The organism is uncultured Acetobacteroides sp. (assembly GCF_963667355.2).
Lineage (GTDB): Bacteria > Bacteroidota > Bacteroidia > Bacteroidales > ZOR0009 > Acetobacteroides.
Map to the genome: position 1 here is coordinate 1,510,179 of NZ_OY763328.2, position 22,001 is coordinate 1,532,179.

At 45.6% G+C, this 22,001-nt stretch carries 16 protein-coding genes; 6 read left to right on the forward strand and 10 right to left on the reverse strand.

The features are described from left to right. Positions 1 to 448 precede the first annotated feature (448 nt). Positions 449 to 2,758, reverse strand: a complete 2,310-nt coding sequence (locus ACHZA1_RS06260; RefSeq protein WP_320054373.1) for a patatin-like phospholipase family protein — start codon at positions 2,756 to 2,758, stop codon at positions 449 to 451. Positions 2,759 to 3,744: 986 nt separating this feature from the next. Here ACHZA1_RS06260 and truA point away from each other — a divergent pair. Continuing rightward, entirely contained in the window at positions 3,745 to 4,524 is a 780-nt protein-coding gene (gene truA / locus ACHZA1_RS06265; RefSeq protein WP_320054374.1) for a tRNA pseudouridine(38-40) synthase TruA, read from the forward strand. A gap of 13 nt (positions 4,525 to 4,537) precedes the next feature. Next, positions 4,538 to 4,783 (forward strand): hypothetical protein, encoded by a 246-nt coding sequence (locus tag ACHZA1_RS06270; protein WP_320054375.1) that lies wholly within the window; start codon positions 4,538 to 4,540, stop codon positions 4,781 to 4,783. A 337-nt stretch (positions 4,784 to 5,120) separates the two neighbouring features. Here ACHZA1_RS06270 and ACHZA1_RS06275 read toward each other — a convergent pair whose 3' ends face one another. Beyond that, entirely contained in the window at positions 5,121 to 6,119 is a 999-nt protein-coding gene (locus ACHZA1_RS06275) for an acyltransferase family protein (RefSeq protein WP_320054376.1), read from the reverse strand. A 74-nt stretch (positions 6,120 to 6,193) separates the two neighbouring features. Then, positions 6,194 to 6,769, reverse strand: a complete 576-nt coding sequence (gene rbr / locus ACHZA1_RS06280; RefSeq protein WP_320054377.1) for a rubrerythrin — start codon at positions 6,767 to 6,769, stop codon at positions 6,194 to 6,196. Positions 6,770 to 7,054: 285 nt separating this feature from the next. Here rbr and ACHZA1_RS06285 point away from each other — a divergent pair, with 285 nt between their 5' ends. After that, complete coding sequence (locus ACHZA1_RS06285; protein WP_320054378.1) at positions 7,055 to 7,372, forward strand: hypothetical protein; 318 nt, start codon at positions 7,055 to 7,057, stop codon at positions 7,370 to 7,372. A gap of 123 nt (positions 7,373 to 7,495) precedes the next feature. Here the strand turns inward: ACHZA1_RS06285 and ACHZA1_RS06290 are convergent, their stop codons facing one another. Together ACHZA1_RS06290 and ACHZA1_RS06295 are read right to left on the reverse strand one after the other, a co-directional pair. After that, positions 7,496 to 9,532, reverse strand: coding sequence for a cytochrome c biogenesis protein CcdA (locus ACHZA1_RS06290; protein WP_320054379.1), 2,037 nt, complete (start codon positions 9,530 to 9,532; stop codon positions 7,496 to 7,498). 107 nt (positions 9,533 to 9,639) lie between these two features. Continuing rightward, positions 9,640 to 12,042, reverse strand: a complete 2,403-nt coding sequence (locus tag ACHZA1_RS06295) for a PQQ-binding-like beta-propeller repeat protein (RefSeq protein WP_320054380.1) — start codon at positions 12,040 to 12,042, stop codon at positions 9,640 to 9,642. Between the two features lie 201 nt (positions 12,043 to 12,243). Here ACHZA1_RS06295 and ACHZA1_RS06300 point away from each other — a divergent pair, with 201 nt between their 5' ends. Then, positions 12,244 to 13,698, forward strand: coding sequence for a S41 family peptidase (locus ACHZA1_RS06300; protein ID WP_320054381.1), 1,455 nt, complete (start codon positions 12,244 to 12,246; stop codon positions 13,696 to 13,698). A gap of 59 nt (positions 13,699 to 13,757) precedes the next feature. On the opposite strand, the gene ACHZA1_RS06305 is transcribed toward ACHZA1_RS06300, so the two are convergent. From ACHZA1_RS06305 to ACHZA1_RS06315, 3 genes are all read right to left on the reverse strand, one after another. Further along, a complete protein-coding gene (locus ACHZA1_RS06305; protein ID WP_320054382.1) occupies positions 13,758 to 14,099 on the reverse strand; it encodes an ArsC/Spx/MgsR family protein in 342 nt (113 codons plus the stop codon). Between the two features lie 17 nt (positions 14,100 to 14,116). Then, positions 14,117 to 15,209, reverse strand: a protein-coding gene (gene prfB / locus ACHZA1_RS06310; protein ID WP_320054383.1) for a peptide chain release factor 2 whose coding sequence is annotated in 2 segments (ribosomal slippage) — positions 14,117 to 15,145 and positions 15,147 to 15,209 — 1,092 coding nt in all. Because the reading frame shifts where the segments join, the coding sequence is not laid out codon by codon here. Positions 15,210 to 15,518: 309 nt separating this feature from the next. Continuing rightward, positions 15,519 to 15,647: a hypothetical protein gene (locus ACHZA1_RS06315; protein WP_321426999.1), complete on the reverse strand. Its 129-nt coding sequence runs from the start codon at positions 15,645 to 15,647 to the stop codon at positions 15,519 to 15,521. Between the two features lie 453 nt (positions 15,648 to 16,100). Here ACHZA1_RS06315 and ACHZA1_RS06320 point away from each other — a divergent pair, with 453 nt between their 5' ends. After that, a complete protein-coding gene (locus tag ACHZA1_RS06320) occupies positions 16,101 to 17,069 on the forward strand; it encodes a hypothetical protein (RefSeq protein WP_320054384.1) in 969 nt (322 codons plus the stop codon). Positions 17,070 to 17,582: 513 nt separating this feature from the next. Here the strand turns inward: ACHZA1_RS06320 and ACHZA1_RS06325 are convergent. Next, positions 17,583 to 18,161, reverse strand: coding sequence for a hypothetical protein (locus ACHZA1_RS06325; protein ID WP_320054385.1), 579 nt, complete (start codon positions 18,159 to 18,161; stop codon positions 17,583 to 17,585). A gap of 324 nt (positions 18,162 to 18,485) precedes the next feature. On the opposite strand from ACHZA1_RS06325, the gene ACHZA1_RS06330 reads away from it, so the two are divergent. After that, positions 18,486 to 19,865: a Xaa-Pro aminopeptidase gene (locus tag ACHZA1_RS06330; protein WP_320054386.1), complete on the forward strand. Its 1,380-nt coding sequence runs from the start codon at positions 18,486 to 18,488 to the stop codon at positions 19,863 to 19,865. 1,162 nt (positions 19,866 to 21,027) lie between these two features. On the opposite strand, the gene ACHZA1_RS06335 is transcribed toward ACHZA1_RS06330, so the two are convergent. Then, positions 21,028 to 21,984 carry a type IX secretion system membrane protein PorP/SprF gene (locus tag ACHZA1_RS06335; RefSeq protein ID WP_320054387.1) on the reverse strand — a complete coding sequence of 319 codons (957 nt, stop codon included), beginning with the start codon at positions 21,982 to 21,984 and terminating at the stop codon, positions 21,028 to 21,030. Between the last annotated feature and the right edge of the window lie 17 nt (positions 21,985 to 22,001).

Below are 22,001 nucleotides of genomic sequence, written 5' to 3' on the forward strand. Positions count from 1 at the left end.
AATTACTAAAGGAATTTCGCTTTCAAAGATAAAGACCCAACATTTAGTAGAGGCTAGGCTTAACAACGAGAATTTCATATTCTTTTCTGTTCTTTTTGAAGGGCAAAAAGAACGAAAAACCCTTGGCACGAATTAACTCGCTCGGTCGCGGTGATATGTTGCGATTCCAATTATAGGGTGTACCCCTGACAACCTTACTACACTGAGTAGAGTTGTGGAGGCTCCGCTCTCCCGCAGAGCGGGATGTTCCAGATCAAACAGGGATTCGTGCCGGTCTGGTATGTCCCGTTATCGGAAATTTTCGGGATGTCGGCTAACGCCTCCAGCTACGCCATGTTGTTTACGGGGGAACGTCATCCTGCACTAGTATACCTGTCCGCCGTTGGTTGTTCATTCTTCCAATAGTCGTTTTATTCAAGTTGTAAAAGCGAAATTTACCCCTCAATCCCTAAAACTTATACCCAAAGCTGAAGTACGACTGCCACGATTCGGCACCTTTCTTCTTGAAAACGGATAGGGTAACAGGCCCCAAGAAGCTATCGACCATAAACGATGCCCCGTAGCTAATAAACGAGTCGCGAACCTTTAGGGCATCCTTGAAGATGGTGAGGGGTTTCGGCGAATCGGCGCAGTAGCTAGCCGAGGGAACGAAGTAGAACTTGCGGTAGAAGTTGTAGCGAAGGTCTAGGGAGGCAACGGCAACGTTCTCTGCCGAGAATTCGCCGCTCTGAAGCCCAATGGCTTTCACGAAGTTCGCCTTCGACCGGGTTTCTACGCCGCCAACGTAGAACTTCGCGTAGGGGTAAAGGTAGCTGCTGCTGCCCAAAAACGAGTCGCCGGAGCTGCTAATCCCTAGGTAGACGTTGCCGCAAAGGGTAACCCGCCGATGGATGGGGATCAGGTAGCTGTAGTCGGCGAGCGCCTGGTACTGGTTGGGGTAGCTGAAGCCGCTGGAAGGGGTGAGAATACCCTTCAGGTACTGGTCCTCGGCGGTGTCGCCAAAGCGCGCCTTCATGCTATTGTCGAAGAAGCCCCGTACCTCCACCTTAAGCGACGCGCCTTTGGTGGGAAAGTACTTCCGGTTGAACTTGTTTCGATCGAAGGTAAAGGCAGCCGTCCAGTAGTCGCCCCGGTATAGCCGATTGGGACCACTGATAAACGAGATAAACTTTTCATCGCGGTTGATGAGCATCCGCTCGTAGCCGCCCGAAAGGGATATCGCGTTGCATAAACCGAGGTTTTTACCGATGGCAAGGCTCTGGCTTATCCCTCTTTCGCAGAGCGTGGAATTATTGGCGACGTAAAGGTAGGCATCTGCAACCTTGTAGTTCTCGAGCTCGCTGGTAAAGCGCAGCCACCAGCTGAGCTGATGACCCAAGTATTTGTGGAAAACACCTCGCACCTTGACCCTGTCGGAAAGATCGACGGCGGCAACTACCCGCGATTGCGGAACGAGGAAGTTCCGAAACTCGCTGGCGAGGATAATTCCGGCCGATTCCTTCGTATCGTAGTGTATGGCGAACTTCAGCGATCCGGGAGTATTCTCCTTAACCTTTACCACCAGCGTAAGCCCCGAGGCGTTATGCTCGAACTCGTAGGTTACCTTCGCGAAGAAAAGCGAGCTGTAGATGCGGTTCATGGTCTGGTTGAGCTCGCCGGCGGTGTACTCCTCCCCCAGAATAATGCCCAACCGCAGCCGTACCACCTCCTTCAGATCCTCGCTAAGCGGCTCTCCCTTCTCGGAAAGGATCTTTACCGCCGTGATGGGGACGGAAACCCGCCTAGCGCTATGGGGAGCGACAACGGTAGGCAGCGTATCGGACCGCTGCGCGGCGGCAATCGCCATTAGCTCGGGGAGATGCTTCCGTGCTTCAACCTCACCTAGCCGAATTATTTCCCTATACGCCGGAAAATCGCCAGCGGTGTACTTGCCCAAAACGTCGTTGAAGTCCACCAGCAGGTCTACCATCTTCCGCTGCTCGTTAAAATCGCTGATGGCATTAAAGGCAAACGACTGAATAACCTGGTTCACCGGCTTACGGATCTCCTCCTCATTGAAGGTTCGAAACCCGGTATGCCCGCCGATGATGATCTGCGCGCCCATCTCCTTGACCTCCTGGACGGGAAAATTGCGGACAACACCGCCATCAACCATCAAACGCCCCTCGAAATATACTGGCGAGAACACCGATGGGATAGCCAGCGAAGCCCTAATGGCAAGCGGCAACGATCCTTCGCGCAGCACGCACTTCTCTCCGGTGAGCAAATCGGTGCTTATGCAGTGAATCGGAATGGGTAACGAGTCGAACGAGCTAACGTCACGCACCGGATACAGAAAATAGTTCAGCATATTCGACATAAACTGCCCTTCCACCAGCGCAGAAGCCAGACGAGAACCGCGCCGATCAACGGGCATCTCGTAGATGTACCTCCCGTACTCCTCCTTCACATCGGGGCTAATGCCATTAAGCTCCACCCGGTTGCTGACAATCATACTCCAGTTCTGCGAAAGGACAATATTCTTGATGCTATCGGCGCTGTAGCCCACGGCGTACAGCCCGCCGATAACGCTTCCCATGCTGGTGCCGGTGATGTAGTCGACCTTGATGTGGAGCGAGTCGATAAGCCGCAGCAAACCGATATGCGCAAACCCTTTTGCCCCACCGCCGCTCAGTACGAGGCCCACCTTCGGCGAAGTTTGTGCCACCGACGGCAAGGTAAACGCGCTAATAAGAAGTATCAGTATCAGCCTTTTCATGCTAAATATGTATTCCGACGCAAGCCGGGGAAGTGTAACAAGCGCCATACGCTAAAATCAGCGGTAGCCTACAGTAAAAGTAGTAAATATACCGACCGAACAACAGCGGTTGCCAACCAATAACGTATGCTCTCCAACATACCGCAGGTAAACTATTTACGTTGATTGTTGAAATAGCAATGAGGATGGATGGGAAACGGATCGATGACCAGAGATAATATCTCTATTTGACAAAGACTAATGCCCACAGCCATCAAGATAGATGAAAGCGTCCCTGAAAAGGGCTTACCGCATCTCCATTTTTCGACTCACCCCTAAATCCCCTCTCTTAGCCGAGAAGTTGACCACCCAATAAACAATGTTTCGGCATCAACCACTTCTGCACAAGCTACTCCTGCTCGGCTAAAAGAGGGGACTTCCAGCTCTCCGATTAGGCAGCAGTTCATATTCGTGAAACATTCCCATCTTTTCAAATGAAATTATCATAGACTACTAGAATAAGACGTTCATTCGGGTGAAGACCGTCTAACGGCGGATAAACATAGCCATGCGGCACAGCCTTTCCCCGTAAACAACATGGCGTAGCTGGAGGCGTTAGCCGACATCCCGAAAATTTCCGATAACGGGACATACCAGACAGGCACGAAATCTGTTCGAGTGAGCGAAGCATCTACAAGAATAATCAGATGAATAACCATAAACAATCAACAACAACCAATATTGGGGTAGCGCTAAGCAGCGACCGAACGAGTTATTTCGTGCAGGATTTTTCTTTGTTTCGTTTCTTTTCATCCCTGAAAAGAAATGAAAAAAGGAATTTACCTCCCTCCAACAATAGTTCAAACCGCAAAACGTCTAAACATCCTGAGCAATACTATTAAGTGAAAGGCTGAAATGGATGTTTCGGAGCCGCAAACCTAGCATCCACCCCAATCATTCTTTCTACTCTCGCTTCTGATGCGTACCTTTACGGCAAATAGGAAAAGATGTCACGCTTTAAGCTTACGTTAGAATATGATGGATCAGCCTTTCACGGCTGGCAGCTGCTAAAAGGGCACAGCTCGGTGCAGGGGAAGATAATGGATGCCTGCCGCGAGGTGTTTAAAACCGATAAGTTCGAGCTCTACGGCTCGGGAAGAACCGACGCAGGCGTTCATGCGCTCGGTCAGGTTGCCCACCTAGACGTTGCCACCAAGCTTTCCACCACCCAAATGCGCTATAAGCTTAACGATAACCTGCCCGCATCCATCTCCATCATCAGCATCGACGAGGTCGACCTCAAGTTTCACGCACGCTACGACGCCATTGCCCGCAGCTACGTCTACCAAATTGCCACGCGAAAGACCGCATTCGGCAAAAAATACGCCTACTGGATAAAGGACGACCTCAACGTTGTGGATATGCAGGCGGCCGCCGACATGCTGGTTGGCATGAAAGACTTTCGCTCGTTTGGCGACAAGGATTCCGAGACCAAGTCGACCATCGTGGAGGTAACCAGCGTCGAAGTTTACCGCGAAGGCGACTCCATCATCGTCCATGTTGTCGGCTCGCACTTCCTATGGAAGATGGTTCGCCGCATGGTTGGCGTGCTCATCGAGGTGGGACGAGGCAACATAACCGCATCCAAGCTGCGCAGCTTCTTCGAACAACACTCCGACGAGCCCGCAAAGCTAACCGTTCCGCCATCGGGGCTCTACCTCGAGCACGTTTACTACCCTGGTGATAAGATCAACGACAAGCCGATTTCACTACTTTACATCCGATAATATAACAACCAACATGAGAGACTTAACTTTTAAGATCATCGTAAAGCAAATCGACGAAGATTTGTACATGGCAGTTGCTCCCACGCTAGAAGAATGCTACGCAGAGGCACCAACCGAAAAGGAAGCCATTGAGCAAATACAGGAGCAAATAGGAAGCGCCGTTCGCGAAATGGTGGTTAACAACGAAAAAATTATCGACGACTCGAAGGCAGCCATCTACAACCTCACCGTAGAGTTTGGCGACGCACCGTCGGCATAGGAGAAGACGCAAGACAGAAGTACCAAGACAAAGAAATTCCACTTAAGAGGTGATGTCGTTAGAATAAGGCGACAGGTTTCTAATAAGTGCTGTCATGTTGGGCTTGTTCCGGCATCTAAATAGGAATCCAATAGATTCTATAAAGCCCCCGCTTCTCGGGATTTCCAACCTTTGGGCGACTCTTTAGATCCCGTGGCAAGCACGGGATGACACTCCAAGGATAGGAATTTTCTTAGCCAAGCAGCATTCACCTGATGGGATTGCTGCAACTACAGAGGTGTACGGATAAGGAATGGCATTCGCATAACCTTAATGCGTACATCACCCATCAAAATGCCTACAGCATCAGCTTCTTTATAGGCTTCACCTTTGCCAAGAGCCAAACGGCAATAGCCGAGGAGGCAAATACGATCAGGGCGATGAGCAAGATGTTAAGATAAGGATCATCCACAAGACTGGAGTGCCAGTAGCGCTTAATGATGCTAAGGGGTATCATGTGGATAAGGTAGATGCCAAAGGTTAAATCGGAGAGTTCCGACAAAATCCAGCTCTCTGGAACCTGAATAATACGGAAGAGATTTACCAAAGCAATAGATCCAACTATCGAGGTAATGCTTAGGTAGCCGTAAAAGTACCAAACGTAGTGCTTAGCCTCGAAGAGTAGCCCCGTAAAGGTAAACACCATCGCATAGCAAAGGATGGCAACCAGCGTCAACCTCCATCGGCAGCAAAGACCATTGCCAAACGACCGTAGGCAAGCGCCAATCATAAAGTATCCCAGGTACGACACCCACCAAACACCAATCCACCCCCGATTGTGGGCGTAGTTATCCCATGCGTCAATCCCCATTGCCAGAATAAAGGCGCCAACCGCAACAAAAGCAAAGTTATGCGTCCCTATACGATGGAGCAAATCGCTTAGCAGCGGGGCTACGGCATACAACCCCATCAGCATTCCCAGAAACCAAAGATGGAAGTACGGTTTTCCCCAGAGCACGCCCTCCCAAATCTTAGACGAACGGGTATGATCGAAGAGGAACGACCAAAGAATGTACACAACCGCCCAACAAATAAAGGGTAGCAATATGCGGACAAAGCGCTTTCGGTAAAAACCAGCAAGGTTCGGAATGGGTTTTAGCACAAAGTACCCGCTAATGATAATAAAGATTGGAACGCTAAAGCGACCCAGCGTATTAAAAAGATTAGCCGCCCAAAACGTCTCGTTTATCAACTTCATATTTTGGGTGACAAACGGAGCCGAAACATGGATAAGCACCACGCCAAGCGCCGAGAGAATGCGCAACAAGTCGAGCCCCATATGCCTGCTTACTACCATAGCTTATAAAATTTCCGACAGTAAAAAGGGCTGAGTAAGCAGCTCAGCCCTTTGTTGATGTAAAGATATAAAATTTAGTACTTGTCGTTATACTCCTCGAAGTATGCCTGAGACTTTAGGCAGTTTGGACAGGTCTTGGGCGCCTTCTTCCCTTTATGGTGATAGCCACACTCTCGGCAAATCCACTCAACCTCTTCCTCTCTCTCAAAAACCTTCTCCTCCTCAACTCTTTTCTGCAGCTTACGGTAACGCTCCATGTGAGTTTTCTCAACAGCGGCAATAAGCTTAAAGTGAGTCGCAATTTTTTTGAAGCCTTCCTCTTCGGCAATGCGAGCGAATTCGGGGTAAAGTACGCTCCACTCCTCCTCTTCGCCACCAGCAGCGGCTGCTAAGTTCTCGACAGTCGTTCCAACAACACCAGCAGGATAGCTGGCCGTAATTTCTACCATTCCTCCCTCAAGGAAGCTGAAGTAAATGCGCGCATGCTCGTCCTCGTTAAGCGCAGTTTCGTTGAAGATGGCAGCAATTTGCTCGTACCCCTCCTCTTGTGCCTTCTTGGCAAACATCTTGTAGCGACGGCTTGCCTGCGATTCGCCAGCAAAAGCCTTGAGCAGATTCTGCTCTGTTCTTGTTCCTTTTACGTTTTCCATATTGTCAAACTAGTAAGTTTTGTTTATGATGCTGAAGGTACAAAAACGAGTGATAATTGTAAAAAGAAACACACCATTTTTCTGCATATCGAAAGAAAACAAAAGGGAATAGAGCATCTATTTCTGCTCATCGCCAATAGCGCCACCATCTAGCATTATGAGTTAACATAAAAACTCGCTACTTTTGAAGTATTGTTAGCGCCATAATTCCCGAACTGGAGGAGTTCGGTTGCTGTTGTGCTGTGGAAAGTGCTAGCTGCTGTTGCGAATTTAAATAAACGACTAATGAAATCTGAAGTAAGATCGTACCTCTACGTCATTATCCTTGCACTAATCACCATAATGGCATCATATATGGCGCTAGTCGCCTATGTGAAGGCTATCGACGGAAACTTCTTCGACATACTCGACAAGTTCTACTGGGCGCTAATCTTAGGTTTGGTTGCAGATGCCATTCTTATATGCGGTATTGGAGCACTGGTTCATAAGAAAAACTTCTTGCGTAGTGCATTTGTCGGCAATAGCTACAAGCTCTTCTACCACATTGGGACATCGGTATTCTGCGTTGCGCTACTTTACCTTTTCATGATTATAATTTACTAGACGGAAGTTAAAGTCAAGGGCTGCACTACTAGGCAGCGCCAAAGTACAGGCATAGATAGAAAAAGAAAAGGAGCTGCCCGATAATTGTTTCGGGCAGCTCCTTTTTATGTTGTAGCGTAACGCTTACTTTTTGCTCTTATACGCCTCGATACCCTTCTTAAGGAACTCTACAAAGTTGTCGGGATTCAAGTCGTATGCCTTAGGAGTAACCAAAAGTTTCTCATCGGCATTCATCAGCACGTAGTAAGGCTGCGCGTTGACGTTAAACTTCGATATTTGGTAGTCGGCATTTATCTTTCCGAGGCTCTTCAGCACCTTACCCTTGGCGTTTGTCTTCCATTCAGCCTGGGGTAACTCCATTTTATCGTCAACGTAGAGGGCAAGAACAACGTACTCCTCCTGCAGCAGCTTCAACACGCGAAGATCGCTCCATACGCGGGCTTCCATCTCGCGGCAGTTCACGCAGCCGTGACCAGTAAAGTCGATAAAAATTGGCTTACCCACCTTTTTAGAATACTCCTTAGCCTCCTTTAAATCGAAGAAGCCCTTCAGTCCGTGGGGCAAATGCAGGAATTCGCCATACTTTACCTTACCAATATCAGAGGTTGTAGCCGATGCAACGCCTCTACTCATATCAAAATCCATCGATGACTGAGGAGGAAGGTATCCAGAGATGCCGCTTAGCGGTGCTCCCCACATTCCAGGAACCATATACACCACAAAAGAGAAGGTTGCTAAAGCCATCATCAAGCGGGGAACTGAAACATGCTCCACATCGCTATCGTGCGCAAACTTAATCTTGCCCAATAGGTAGAAACCCATCAGTGTAAAGGTGGTAATCCAAATGGCAAGGTAGATTTCCCTGTCGAGAATATGCCAGTGGTAGGTCTGATCGGCGATGCTCAAGAACTTAAAGGCGAAGGCAACCTCAAGAAAACCGAGTATTACCTTAACAGAGTTGAGCCATCCGCCCGATTTAGGCATCTTATTCATCAAACTGGGGAAGAGTGCGAACACTGTAAACGGTATAGCGAAGGCTAATGAGAAACCAAGCATAGCTACAATAGGCAATATCACCTTACCTCCCATTGATTGTACCAACACCGAGCCAACGATTGGTCCAGTACACGAAAACGACACCAATACCAGCGTAAGCGCCATAAAGAATGGACCACCAAAACCACCCTTGTCAACCTGTGCATCGGTCTTGTTCACCATCCAGTTGGGCAGCGTAATCTCGAACATTCCAAAGAAAGAAAAGGCGAACACCATAAAGATGACAAAGAAAAGCAGGTTGGGCAGCCAGTGCGTACTGATAAAGTTGGCAAAGTCAGCGCCAAAAATCACCGATACCAGCGTACCTATTACGGTATAGATAAAGATAATTGAGAAACCAAAGAAGATAGCCTTACCATGCTCCGTTTTCTTCGAGCCATCCTTCTTCATAAAGAAGCTTACGGTCATCGGAATCATCGGAAATACGCATGGAGTGAGGATGGCAGCCAATCCTGCAAGGAAAGCTCCAATGAAAAAAGCCAGCAACGACTTGCCTTGTGCCTTGGTTGGCTCAGCAGCCTTAACCAACTCCTCCTGACTGATGGTGGTAGCCTTAGCTACAGTATCCTTTGACGGAGCGGCAGTAGACTTTACCGTATCGGCAGCAACAGCTAACGCTTGTTCCGAAGCAGGATTTGCAGGTACAGCACCTGTTACCTTAAACGAGAAGTCTGTTTCCAAAGGAACACAGTTGCCTTCGTTGCAACCCTGCCCCTCGATGGAACCCTTTACGGTGATTGGCTTATTGGTAAGCGCCTTTACGCGCTGAACAAAGGTAGCCTCATCGCTAAAATACTTAACATTAAGCCCGAACATCTCGTCGAACTTCTTGGTAGGCTTAGTTTTCTCTACAACCTTCCCTAAAAGCTGTATGGCAGGGTTCTTGTCGAAGTGAAAAACCAGCGGCATAGGACCATCCTTGAGCGGATCCTGGTTGTAAAGGTGCCAACCGGCATCGATGCGGGCATTAAAGATGAGTTCAAACTCATCGGCGCTTACCTTTTTTGTCTTGTACGACCACGAAACGGGATCAGCCAGCTGCCCAAAGGCAAAACTTGAGACTAGTAAAAAGGCTACAATGGTTAGTAGAGTGCGTTTAGCCATTATGTGATTATTATTTATTAAAATTCCTAACTGGTCTTACTATTTGTCGCAGTTGCCCGCACGAACTTGCGATTTTAGTAAATAATTACCAGAAGTATTCGCTTATTTTAATGTATTTGCTTTCCGAGAGAAAGTTTGAATGCAGAGAGGTTACCCGAAAGATCAGTTACAAAAAGCATATCGCCAACAACAGCAATCGAAGAAAGAACAGGTGCTCCAAGATTAATCTTTTGCTCTACAGCCCCATTGGAAATGTTTGCCACGTATAAGTAACCATCAGAAGCGCCAAACACCACATAGCTGCCAATTCTTACCGGCGAGGTTTCAACAGTTTTTTGATGTTCGTGAACTCCAGGAAGCGTATTCACCAGTGCTGCTCCAACTTCAACACTCCACTGCTGCCTGCTATTCTGCAAATCGTAAGCAACCAAGCCATTATTAACGCTACCGTAGATTAGCAAATTGTCGGATATAAGCGGAATTGACTTAGTGCTTATCGCAGAAGGAAGCGTTGCAGTATTTGTTACAACTCCATTTTTTGAATCAATCGCATAATATTTGTTCCCCGAAACAACATGGAAAACGCCGTTGCTAAATGATGACGAGATACTACTCGAAGAAAAGCCTATGCTTGATGTGCTCCACGCAATTTTTCCAGTACGGATATCAATACCCAATAAGCCACCTTTACGATTTTGAGCAAGAAGTACTCCATCTCCGACCGTTAAAGTGGATTCGCAACCATTGTATATCACATCAGCACCTAAGGTCCAAACTACAGAACCATCGGAGAGCCTCAGCGCAGCAATACGATCAGTATTTCCCGTAAAGTAGAGGCTATCGGCAAACGAACTTCCTACATAGTCGTAATCTTTATAGTTACCTAGAGATGTTTCCCAAGTGGGTAGACCTGTATTTACATCAATAGCATAAACATTACCCAATATATCGGTAGCAACTACATTCTTACCATCAATAATAAAGGTATTTTTCACCGCCCCCTTAGGGAAGAAATGCCAAAGGCTTTTACCTGTCTTTACATGTAATGCGGTTAATTCCGACTTGTTAAATGCTAGATCATTAGCCAAAGGTGTTACAACAACAGAATCGACTACCATAGGAGACGAGAACAACGTTGCCCCTTGAGGACTTGCAGTCCACTGATGACAAAGTTTTCCTGTAAACGGAATAAGAATATTCGCATCATGCCCAGCATTTCCTCCTAAATTACCCCACAAACCTTTCGACAGAACTGTAGAATCTTTCCGTAATACCAACGAAATATTCTTTTCTGCAACCATCATCTGCCCGCTTTCGGTGAAAGATTCAAGCTTAACAGAATAACGAGAGGCAGTATCGGCAGGTGTAAGTACGTAAAACCCGCTCCATGTCCATGGCGAAACGTTATTTAGTTCGCTCCACTTATACGCCATGGTATCTCGCGAGATTCCAATTCGAACGCGCTTAATTGGAGACTGAGAACTGCTAACATTCGCGTAGAAACGAATCTTATTATCCTCCACGTAAGCAGTATCGCCAGGAGAAACGATGGTTGCACTATTAGGAACGTTCGACAAAATAGTTTCGGTAGTAATAATACCTTTATCCGTTACCGACACCAATCGGAAACCGGCAGGAGAATGATCTTCGCCACCAGATGTAAGCGGTGCAGTACAGATTGTTGATGTGGTAAGTTTCCCGGTATAATCATATAGGTTAATATTCTTGCCGCCATCGACTATTGCCTTTACGTTGAAATCGTTTAGCGAGAGCGTATCGCCATTTGCAGAAAGGGATTCCTCGTTATGCTTTACAATAGCAGAACTTGTAATTAGTATTGTAGGATACGATCTACCAACACCAACAAGCATGTTCTTCAGCCAATGTATAGGATGCTGCATACTATCGGAAGGACCTGATAGCACAACAAAATGAACTCCTCCTCTAATAAACGAATAGTTGTTGGGAAATCCATCGTCTTTACTATTCCCATAAGCTGCATGGTAAACTGGCAAGCCTAGTTCTTTCTCCAAATCGAGCTCACCAACGCTCTTTCCAGTGCTCACAACGAAAGAAACGCCAAAATAAAACGTCTGCTGCTTTAGGCTTGACAGCCATCGCTCGTTCTGTGCTTGAGAGATATCGTTAATCATTATAAATTTGGCAGAATGCCCCTTCTTTTCTACTATTTTGTTCAACTGAAACTGGTACGGCTGGGCTTTACCGCTAACAGGCTGATAGAAGATTGCAGTAGAATATTCATCAGGTGTAGTAATTGCGATGTATGATGGCCTAGACTTAGGTAAAGATTCCAATTCAAACGTTCCATCGGATCGAGTTGAAGTTACAGATACTCCATCGGTAACAACGACCTCCGAAAGTGGGACCTCTTTCGAAACGCCTTTTTTTGAAGTCTGAACAGAAAAGACTTTACCAGTATATGTTTGTGCTGACAAAGCCAAAGATGCAAGGGTAAAAGGGATTGCAAGTGCAACTTTATATTTATTCATTTTAGTGTTGACAGGTTTGTAATGGCAAAACTACCGCGGTTTGTAAACTATTACAACGCTAAAATGATAGAGTAAGAGTAATTAGCTGCAATAGCGTTTGAACACTAGAATATACCCATAACAGTATTTAGTATTTATTCAAGTATATTTCACCGAGAAAAGAAAATTGCTATATTGTGCCACAATAAAAAATCAAATAATATGAGAAAAGGGTTAACACTACTCGCCTATCTAGGCTTTATAGTATTTTTCGGACTTTCCGTTCAATCATGTAGTAAAAAAGATGATCCGCAACCTACTCCGAAGCCTACAGAACTAACTAAAGAGCAGAAATGGTCGAACGAGATCAACAAAAACATGAAGGAAATCTATCTTTGGAATGATGCTCTTCCTGCAACCTTTGATCCTACAAAATACGCCTCCCCCGAAGATGCGCTCAAATACTTAATTGGGCTAAAAATTGATCCAACAACTAATAGTGCAATTGATAGATACAGTTTTCTTGATAAAATAGGAAACCTAAGCGGTGAAATTAACGGAGGTACGGCAAGCGGTGATTACGGATTTATGATTATTGCCGACGTAAATAGTTCCAAAGAGGTTTCCTTCTTCGTTACCTATGTCTACGCTAACTCGCCAGCAGGAAAAGCAGGTGTACAGCGTTCGTACGAATTGGTGGGCATTAATGGAAGTACCGATGTTCATCCTGGCGTAACATCTGATGGCTATCTTGATTCTAAATCGAGCGGTTATATTACGGTGGTAAACGCGCTATTCAATTCGCAATCGGCTAAATTTACCTTTAAAAAGACTGATGGATCGCAGATCGATGCCTCATTAACTGCAGGATCGTATACAATCAACAGCGTTCTGTTCGACAAAATAATGGAAGCAGGGACAAAAAAAATTGGCTATGTTGTATTCAACCAGTTTTTAGGGGAACCAGCGGTTGCTGAACTGAATACCGTTATTTCGAAATTCGAAGCCGCAGGTGTAAATAGCGTTATAGTTGATCTTCGATACAACGGAGGAGGATCTGTAGCAACCTGTGAGAAGTTTTGCGAATTGCTTGCACCAGCTTCGGCGAACGGACAGGTTATGTACAAGTACAAGATGAATTCGCAATATCAGTCGAAGTATAATCCATCATCACTAATTTCAACCTTCGAGAAAACAAACTCTTTCCAACCGGAATCTCTCTACTTTATAGTGAGCGGAAGTACTGCGTCTGCATCAGAACTACTCATCAACAACCTACGCCCATACTTTCCCGGCAAACTTTTCCTAATTGGGACAACAACTTACGGAAAGCCTTGCGGCTTTTGGGCAACACCTATAGGTTATACAGAGAAACAAACCACGACTAAAGAGGGATACGATTTGTATGCAGTATCGTTTGAATCGATAAACTCGAAAGATGAGGGAGGGTACTATGCAGGAATGACACCTGGTACAGCGACATATCCAGGAATAAAGGCTTACGATACTCCAAAAGTTGGATGGGGCGATGCAAACGACGAACGTCTAGGTCAGGCACTTTACCATATTGCAAACGGTTCGTTTAAAGCAACAATAAAATCGGCTAGAAATATGCACGACAAAGTGATTGACCGCCAGTTTAAGGGCATGATCGACTTTAGAAAACATCTAAAGTAGAGATTCTACCTACTAGAAATAAAAGAAATGGGTCGGAGATTTCCGACCCATTTCTTTTACTATCTTATCAGCAAGTCTATATTATCGGCAGGGATGGCAACAACCGCCTTTAGGCGATCTACCACAATGGGTCGCTTGAGCAGTTTTGGATTCTCCAGAATTATCTTAACCCATTCGTCATCGGTGAAGTTCTTTCCTTTGAGCTCCTTTTTGAAATATTCTTCTTGGGTGCGAACTAGATCGATTGGCTTAAGATTCGTCTTCAGCAGGATCTCCTTCATATCATCTCGGGTAAGACCATTCTTTAGATAATCGTAGACTTCGAATTCTACATTCTTTTTCTTAAGGTATTCTAGCCCTAACCTACTCTTTGCACATCGTGGATTGTGATATATTTTCATGCCTCGTAAGTTGATGATTATTCTTCGGCGCCAAACTGCATAAGGTATGCCTTTGTGAACTCGTTAATGTCGCCATCGAGCACGGCATTTACGTTCGAGGTCTCGTGATCGGTACGCAAATCCTTCACCATCTTGTAGGGATGAAGAACGTAGCTGCGAATTTGTGAACCCCACTCGATCTTTTTCTTCTTTCCCTCGATTTCAGCCTGAACTTCCATGCGCTTACGGAGCTCCAGTTCGTAAAGGTGCGACTTTAGGATACGCATGGCGTTCTCCTTATTCTGAAACTGCGAGCGGCTCTCGGTATTCTCCACCACAATTCCGGTAGGAATGTGGCGCACACGAACCCCCGTTTCAACCTTATTTACATTTTGCCCACCTGCACCGCTCGAACGGTAGGTATCCCACTCCAAGTCGGCAGGATTGATGTTGATTTCGATGGTATCGTCGATTGCGGGCGATACAAATACGGAGGCAAAGGTGGTTTGGCGCTTGCCCTGCGCATTAAAGGGCGAAATTCGGACTAAACGATGCACGCCGTTCTCGCTTTTCAGGAATCCATAGGCAAATGTACCGGTAAACTCGAGCGTTACGCTTTTAATTCCTGCTTCCTCGCCATCTTGTATGTCGATAATGTGAACCTGCATGCTGTTTCGTTCGCCCCAACGGACGTACATGCGCATGAGCATCTGCGCCCAATCGAGACTTTCGGTTCCACCTGCGCCGGAATTGATCTTCATTATGGCGCCAAGCTTATCCTCCTCGTTGCGAAGCATGTTGCGCATCTCCAAATCTTCGACTAAATCGAGGGTTTGCCGATGCTGCTCGTTAACATCCTCCTCGGTTGCTTCGCCTTCTTTGGCAAAATCGAAGATAACCTGAAGGTCTTCTATCGATTTCTTGACCTCGTTGTACGAGGTTATCCAGCTTTTTATCTCTGCAATCTTCTTAAGCTGCTCTTCGGCCTTTTTAGGATCGTCCCAGAAGTTGGGATCGTGCGATTTTTCCTCCTCCTCTTCGAGCCGTATTAAGCGATTTTCGATGTCAAAGATGCCTCCTCAGCGCTTGCTCGCGCCTTACAATATCCTTTAGCTGTTCTTGTGTTACCATTAATGTAAAATGCTTTGGAACAAATGTACAAAATTTGTTGATGCCGCTTACTTTTCGGGTTTAAAGGCAGCAGTTGGTCAGTTAAGGCGACAATATGAGGATAAAATGAAGGGAATCGGTATTGGAGGATAGCGCATTGAGCGATAATGCCAACAGAAACGCCTATGAGATGGAAGAAAATGTAGGAAATGCGGAGGATTAAGGTTACGAGGGATATAGGTTATGTAGAAATCTTGCTATAAAAAAACAACCCAATGAACATTTCACATTTCAATTAAGATAGTCGCTGCTGTTAGTTTGGAGAGGCCTCTATTTTTCCCTTTCTTTTTGAAGGCCCAAAAGAAACAATTTTGTTCGCCATTGGTAAGTCGTTAATCCAATAATCGTTTTATCATCAGCATATAATCGACAAAGCAAAATCCATAGTTTTTCTGCCATTACAATGTATAATTCCTATAATTACAACGGGTAATTCCAATGGTTACATTAGATAGCTCCAATGATTACATTGGCTATTTCTGCAATTACAATTGAGTGTTCCATCGATTACAATTATCGATTCGATAATTACATCGCATGATTTCAACGATTACATTGGCTAGTTCGATAATTACAATGTGTGATTCCAACTGCTACATTGCCCAATTCGGGGATTACAATAAATGGGTTTTGAGGTTGCAAGTATTGGATACCTACAACAAAGCAATAGGTTCTGTCAAATAAGTTGGGCGAAATTGCTTGTTGAAGGCATAATCTGGTAGCTTTTTGAATGGAAGCTTAATGTTGCTCGCATGTTTTGAGATGGCTCGAAGATTTATTTTTTAAAATAGCATAAAAATGAATGAATTTACTTGAATTCTGAGCGACCCTGTTCGTAAATTGAGTCTACTAATGAAAAGAAACATGAAGCCACTACAGGAAACCACCAAAAATGGAATTGAAACCAAGTGTAGCATTGTTATTAACTCGGCAGAAGCAGCAAAGCTTGCAGATACGACGCTTATCGCCGAGAATATTCTTAAAGATATCGACCGTAGAGCGGCGATAAATATGAGAATTGCGCAGATTAGGAAAGAGCTTGAGGAGAAAAGAAGAGCAAACAAGGCGTACATGGACCAGCTGGGAACGCTTGCGTTTGAGGGAAACCTAATGCTGCACTCCATAAAGTTGGAAGATGAGGCAAATCAGAAAAGTTTACGGATAAAAACTAGGCTAAACCGGCTAAAAGATGCGAAGCTGCTGGAGGAGTCCGAGATTATTAACGCTGATCTGCAAAAGCAGCGAACGACGCTGCTAGGGTACGGCTATACGGAAGATCGTATAGACATGCTAGATGTAGCTCTTGCAAGAATATCGAGCATCCGCAGGGAGCTTTCGGCTACGAACTTTACCTACGCGGAGATACGTGCACAAAAAAGCGAGATGGAGATGGGGATACAGGCTCGGCTGAAGCAACTTAACCGAAAAATTGAGGTAAACAAGCTGCTAATGCCTAAACTTTTCCACGACTATTTTGACGTAAAGCTGTTTACATCGAAGAAACAGCAATCTAGCATAAGCGGAACGGTGTTGTACGAGGGGCTACCGCTTGCTAATGCTTCGATAAAGTTGTACTCCACAAGGGTCGTAAAGGTTAGAAAAAATGCTTCGGTAAAATCGCTGAATACCCAAACGGCACAACAGGAGATGCTGGTGTACGATAAGTTGAGCAACAGCAATGGCGAGATAAATATTCGGGATATAAAGTCGGGGACCTACAGGATTGTGGTGGAGAAAATTGGATTTAAAGCATGTGTGCTTACCGTATACGTAAACCCTAAGGAGATTTCGATGGTAATGGTTGAGATCGAGAGGTTGTAGGTGCAGAAAACAATCATTTGAGCATGATTAAAGTTGGTAATCCTCCGGCTAGGCGAAGAGTAAGTTTTGGTTACTGCTTTAACCCACCCCTACCCCTCCTGTGGAGGGGATAACGTGCTGCTATTATGCGTTCATCATTTTGAATTCGAACTTAGTTTGGTTATAATAATAGTATTCCCCTCTTAATCAATTTGTTTTACATACAAGAAAATGCATGCAAGGCGTGTCTATCCCGAAATGTCAATTCATAGAGATAGTGATGTGAAGATCGCGTTTCGAAACTTACTTTTAAGAATGCTATTGCTACGATTCTTTATCTTATCGGCGACTTTTAAAGCTTGATAAAGTAATAAAATGTGGAATCCATATATCCTCTACGAGGAAAATATGCGGCTTGCAACGGTTATGCTACAAGTCGGAATGTCCAACGGACAAAGTTTGAAAGGCAAAGGTACTACGTAGCAGCTATAGCCTTGTAGAACGAAGGATAATTGCAAATCCAAGTACATAATTCTACATGTTTTTCGCCCTTTTTCTTCTAGCATACGCGATGCTATCCTCAATTTGCTCTTGTCTTGTTTTTTGAACTAGGTATACCTGGGATAAAGGTTTTCTATACTCTGGAACTTTGACAGGATTTCGCATTTGTACGTAAATCAGCTGATCGTAGCTTAGGACATGTGGAACAATATTCCTCTCAATAAAATCTTCAGCGGGGGTATTCTTATAGCGCTTTTTTCTACCATATATCTCTAGTCTAGTTACGGGATCCTGAAGGGTATCGGGAACGATAAATCCGGCCATAATTGCGCTATCTTTTTTGGGTTTGACGTAGTCGAGCGGGATATCAAACTTATAGTCGAAGTAGTAGGTGCCGTAGCGAGGTCGCCTGCGGATAGCACCGTAGGAAGATCCTATAACTTCAACATCCAACCGTTTGGGAAAGTTAATCGTGGTGGATGATTTTACGATCTTATCCTGCTTAAGGATATGAGGCCGATTTTTAAGCGTATCAACGATTCCTTCCTGGGCAAAAAGCGAAAAAGGACCTAAGGTAAGCAGAGCTGTTGCACCAATATTTTTCCGAAGCATAGGTATATAATTTATAGCATAACGCCCTGTGCTGGATATTATTGCGTTAATGATTTGTTAAGAGTAAAATGGCAATACGCTTATTCGCTAATCGAGAAATTTTAGATTAATAAAATAGTTTCTCAAGCGATTACCACGTGTTCGTAATAATTCTATATTTGAAATCTAAGCTTTACGAAATGATTCTATACAATCGTTTTTTTCTTAGGTACAATGCCTCGTACAAGGGGCTTTTTGAGTGCTTGATTTGTTAGCGCACTAGCCCTTCACCCCTTTATGCGCTACGCATCGCGCCGAATTACTTACCTGTAAACCTATACCATCATGTTTTCACCTAAAACTTACATCGACAGGCGCAGGCGCCTGCAGAAGGATGTTGCATCGGGAATACTTCTTTTCTTGGGCAACGATGACTACGGCATGAACTATGCCGACAACACCTACCATTTCCGCCAAGATTCAACGTTTCTCTACTTCTTTGGCTCGGACTATGCAGGACTTTCTGCCATAATCGACATCGACAACGACGAGGAGATTATCTTTGGCGATGAGCTAACCATCGACCATATCGTATGGATGGGATCTCAGCCCACCGTACGCGAAAAGAGCTTACTAGTTGGGGTAAACCGCACGGAACCAACCGCGCGGTTGTATGAAATTCTAACCAGGGCGATGGAAAGCGGACGAAAGATTCACTTTCTACCACCTTACAGGGCAGAACATCAGGTTAAGCTGATGGAGTTGCTCGGTATAACCCCCAAAATGCAAACCGAAGCGGCTTCGGTTGACTTTATTAAAGCGGTTGTAGACCAGCGCAGCTACAAAACTGAGGAGGAAATCATCCAAATAGAGGAGTCCGTAGCGATTACCGCGGATATGCATATTGAGGCTATGCGGATGATTCGCCCCGGTATGAAGGAAGCAGATGTTGCTGCTGCCGTTACACAAATCGCACTGGCCAGCGAAGGGAACATTTCGTTTCCTGTAATTGCCACTATCAACGGTCAAACGCTCCATAACCACTACCACGGGAATGTTCTCAAGGAAGGGGATATGCTTTTGCTGGATGCAGGTGCCGAAAATAGGATGCACTATGCCGGAGATCTTTCGTCAACGATACCCGTTAGCAGGCGATTTACAGAACGACAGAAGGATATCTACCGAATTGCGCTAGCGGCACACCAGAATGCGGTAGCAGCGCTTAAACCAGGCGTTCCTTTTAAGGAAATCCACCTTCTTGCGGCCCGCACCATTGTTGATGGGATGAAGAATCTCGGGTTAATGCGCGGCGATGCAGCCGAAGCAGCCAATGCTGGTGCTCATGCGCTGTTCTTCCAGTGCGGATTGGGCCACATGATGGGCCTCGATGTGCACGATATGGAAAACCTTGGAGAGGTTTGGGTGGGCTACGATGGACAACCAAAGAGCACGCTATTCGGATTGAAGTCGTTAAGGCTTGCCCGTAAACTTGAGCCTGGATTTGTTCTTACCATCGAACCTGGAATCTACTTTATTCCCGAGCTAATAGATATGTGGAAGGCAGAAAAGCGCTTTGCAGAGTTCATCAACTACGATAAGGTGGAGGAATACCGAAACTTCGGTGGGCTACGCAACGAGGAGGACTACCTAATTACACCAGAAGGTGCGCGCCGCCTTGGTAAGCATGTACCCATTACGATAGAGGAGGTGGAAAGCATGCGCTAGGGATTGAATAGCCTTATAGCGATTTCGCTTTGAAAGGTACAAGTTCAGCATTTGGGCGTATAAAGAGAATTTAATCTCCTTATCTGTTCTTTTTGTAGGGCAAAAAGAACCAAAAACCCTTGGCACGAATTAACTCGCTCGGTCGCGGAGAAATGAATCTACCTCAAATAAACCAATAGCCCTAAGACCGTTACGGCATTGAGGAACGATGTGGAGGCGACCTCGCTCAAACAGGGATTCGTGCCAGTCTGGTATGGCTTCGCCATGGTATTTACGGAAGAAAGCGATCCTGCACTAGTGCACCTGTCCGCCGTTGGTTGGTCATTCTTCCAATAATCGTTTTATTCAACTTGTAAAAGCAAAATCAATGTAATACAACACAAATATTCAACCATTTAAGCCGAAAAAAGAGACGAAAATTGTGTAATAGAAACTGCAATTCGATGAGACTACATTTACCATGCGGACTAGAAGTGTAGTATTCTTCTAATTGCATAGAGGTAAAGTTCGACATTTGGGTTATATAACAAGGTTCTATAACTAATAGGGTGGGTAGTATAGGAGGGTTTGACAGCTTACTCGTGAATACATTCACCCTTTTGGGCATAGCCATCAAGTTAAGCCTGAATTCAAAAGAATAAACGCACAATAGTAGCACATTATCCTCCCGCTTAAGCGGGAGGTAGGGGTGGGTTAAGAACGCGAGTGAAACGAGAAATGTTGATTTTAACGAACAAACCCACCCCCTGCCCCCTCCAAGGAGGGGATAACCAGTTTCAATCATGCACTATTGCTAGAGCACTAAGCCTCCTTAGTTTTACGGCTATGCTCGTCGGGGTTGTTTACCTCTTCCGAACAAATACCCCGAGTTTCACTCGGGGCCATTAAAATTAAAGCCCTTGCGGGCTTCAGATCGTTGTGATTGACAGCTAGATTCTACTAATCCTAAGCATTATCGCATGGTGTTTGCTAATCTGCAATCTTACAGGAATTGAATTCTATTAGCACCACCTGCAATGCAGGGAAATAGGTTTCACATAATCTCAACCACACTGCGGTTGAATAGCGAGTCCGAAGTAGGGCATCCCCACCAAAAACGTTATATAGCCATATAACAAATCAGGCCGCCCAAGGGCGGCCTGATTTCTGTATTGTAAGGAGTCTACTTGATCTTGTCAAAGAGAACACCGATCATTACCTCATGCGTTCCGTTGGAGTAGCGCCCCAGCTGGGTGTATGACCAGTCGAACGAGTAGCCAAATAGGTACTTTTTCTCGTAAACGATGCCAAACATCAAGGCTGCAGCATCGCCATACCTGAACGATATGCCCCCCCATAGCTCGCTTTCCACGCGCCTGTACTCTATACGATACTTCGCCTTGCAGTTTACTTCGGGAACAAATGGCGCTCCATTCATAAACTTTGCCAGCAGGGTTGGCTCCAGCGAGAACTCCCGGTTGATGGGGAAGATATATCCTCCCGTAATGTAAATATTCTGACGAAGTCGGTTAATGCCGATCGTTTCGTTGTTAAAGTTAAGCTTGCTTCCAAAAAGGTGCTGCACCGAAAGGCCGAAATGCATGTTGGTTGCATAAAGATATACACCCAAATTGGCATCTGGGGCGAAGGCACTTATGGAAGACTTTAGCAGCGAGGGGTCATTTTCCCACAAATCGAGAAGTTCGGGGTGATACTGCAAGTCGCCGGCATCAAGCTTAGTGCCATCAACCTTATACTGCAGACCACCTAACGAAAGACCACCCGATAGCGAGAACATCTCGTTAAGCTGAACGTTATAGCCGTACGAAGCGAGGAAGCCTGTTGTGCTTATGGGGCCCACAATATCGCTATACAGCTGAGCGCCCCAGCCCATACGCCGGCGTACATCTGGTCCGTAGGCGCATATTTGGTAGGTTTGTGGCGCATCGGCAATACCCGCCCACTGAAAGCGGCTATTAAACCTCACCTGATAGTTCCCCAACGTTCCGGCAACGGCCGGGTTTAGGATATATGGGTTCCACATGTACTGCGACAGCTGAGCATCCTGCTGCGCCTTTACACCATCAATGCTAACAAGCAACGAAACAGCCGTACAAAGTATGTAAGTTATTCTTCTCATAATCATATCGGCATTAA

Coding starts and splice junctions, on each gene's coding strand:
- ACHZA1_RS06315 (WP_321426999.1), bottom strand. CDS start 15,647: ATGGCAGAAAAACTATGGATTTTGCTTTGTCGATTATATGCTGATGAT.
- ACHZA1_RS06290 (WP_320054379.1), bottom strand. CDS start 9,532: ATGGCTAAACGCACTCTACTAACCATTGTAGCCTTTTTACTAGTCTCA.
- ACHZA1_RS06295 (WP_320054380.1), bottom strand. CDS start 12,042: ATGAATAAATATAAAGTTGCACTTGCAATCCCTTTTACCCTTGCATCT.
- ACHZA1_RS06285 (WP_320054378.1), top strand. CDS start 7,055: ATGAAATCTGAAGTAAGATCGTACCTCTACGTCATTATCCTTGCACTA.
- ACHZA1_RS06270 (WP_320054375.1), top strand. CDS start 4,538: ATGAGAGACTTAACTTTTAAGATCATCGTAAAGCAAATCGACGAAGAT.
- ACHZA1_RS06325 (WP_320054385.1), bottom strand. CDS start 18,161: ATGCTTCGGAAAAATATTGGTGCAACAGCTCTGCTTACCTTAGGTCCT.
- ACHZA1_RS06260 (WP_320054373.1), bottom strand. CDS start 2,758: ATGAAAAGGCTGATACTGATACTTCTTATTAGCGCGTTTACCTTGCCG.
- ACHZA1_RS06275 (WP_320054376.1), bottom strand. CDS start 6,119: ATGGTAGTAAGCAGGCATATGGGGCTCGACTTGTTGCGCATTCTCTCG.
- truA (WP_320054374.1), top strand. CDS start 3,745: ATGTCACGCTTTAAGCTTACGTTAGAATATGATGGATCAGCCTTTCAC.
- ACHZA1_RS06320 (WP_320054384.1), top strand. CDS start 16,101: ATGAAAAGAAACATGAAGCCACTACAGGAAACCACCAAAAATGGAATT.
- ACHZA1_RS06300 (WP_320054381.1), top strand. CDS start 12,244: ATGAGAAAAGGGTTAACACTACTCGCCTATCTAGGCTTTATAGTATTT.
- ACHZA1_RS06305 (WP_320054382.1), bottom strand. CDS start 14,099: ATGAAAATATATCACAATCCACGATGTGCAAAGAGTAGGTTAGGGCTA.
- ACHZA1_RS06330 (WP_320054386.1), top strand. CDS start 18,486: ATGTTTTCACCTAAAACTTACATCGACAGGCGCAGGCGCCTGCAGAAG.
- rbr (WP_320054377.1), bottom strand. CDS start 6,769: ATGGAAAACGTAAAAGGAACAAGAACAGAGCAGAATCTGCTCAAGGCT.
- ACHZA1_RS06335 (WP_320054387.1), bottom strand. CDS start 21,984: ATGAGAAGAATAACTTACATACTTTGTACGGCTGTTTCGTTGCTTGTT.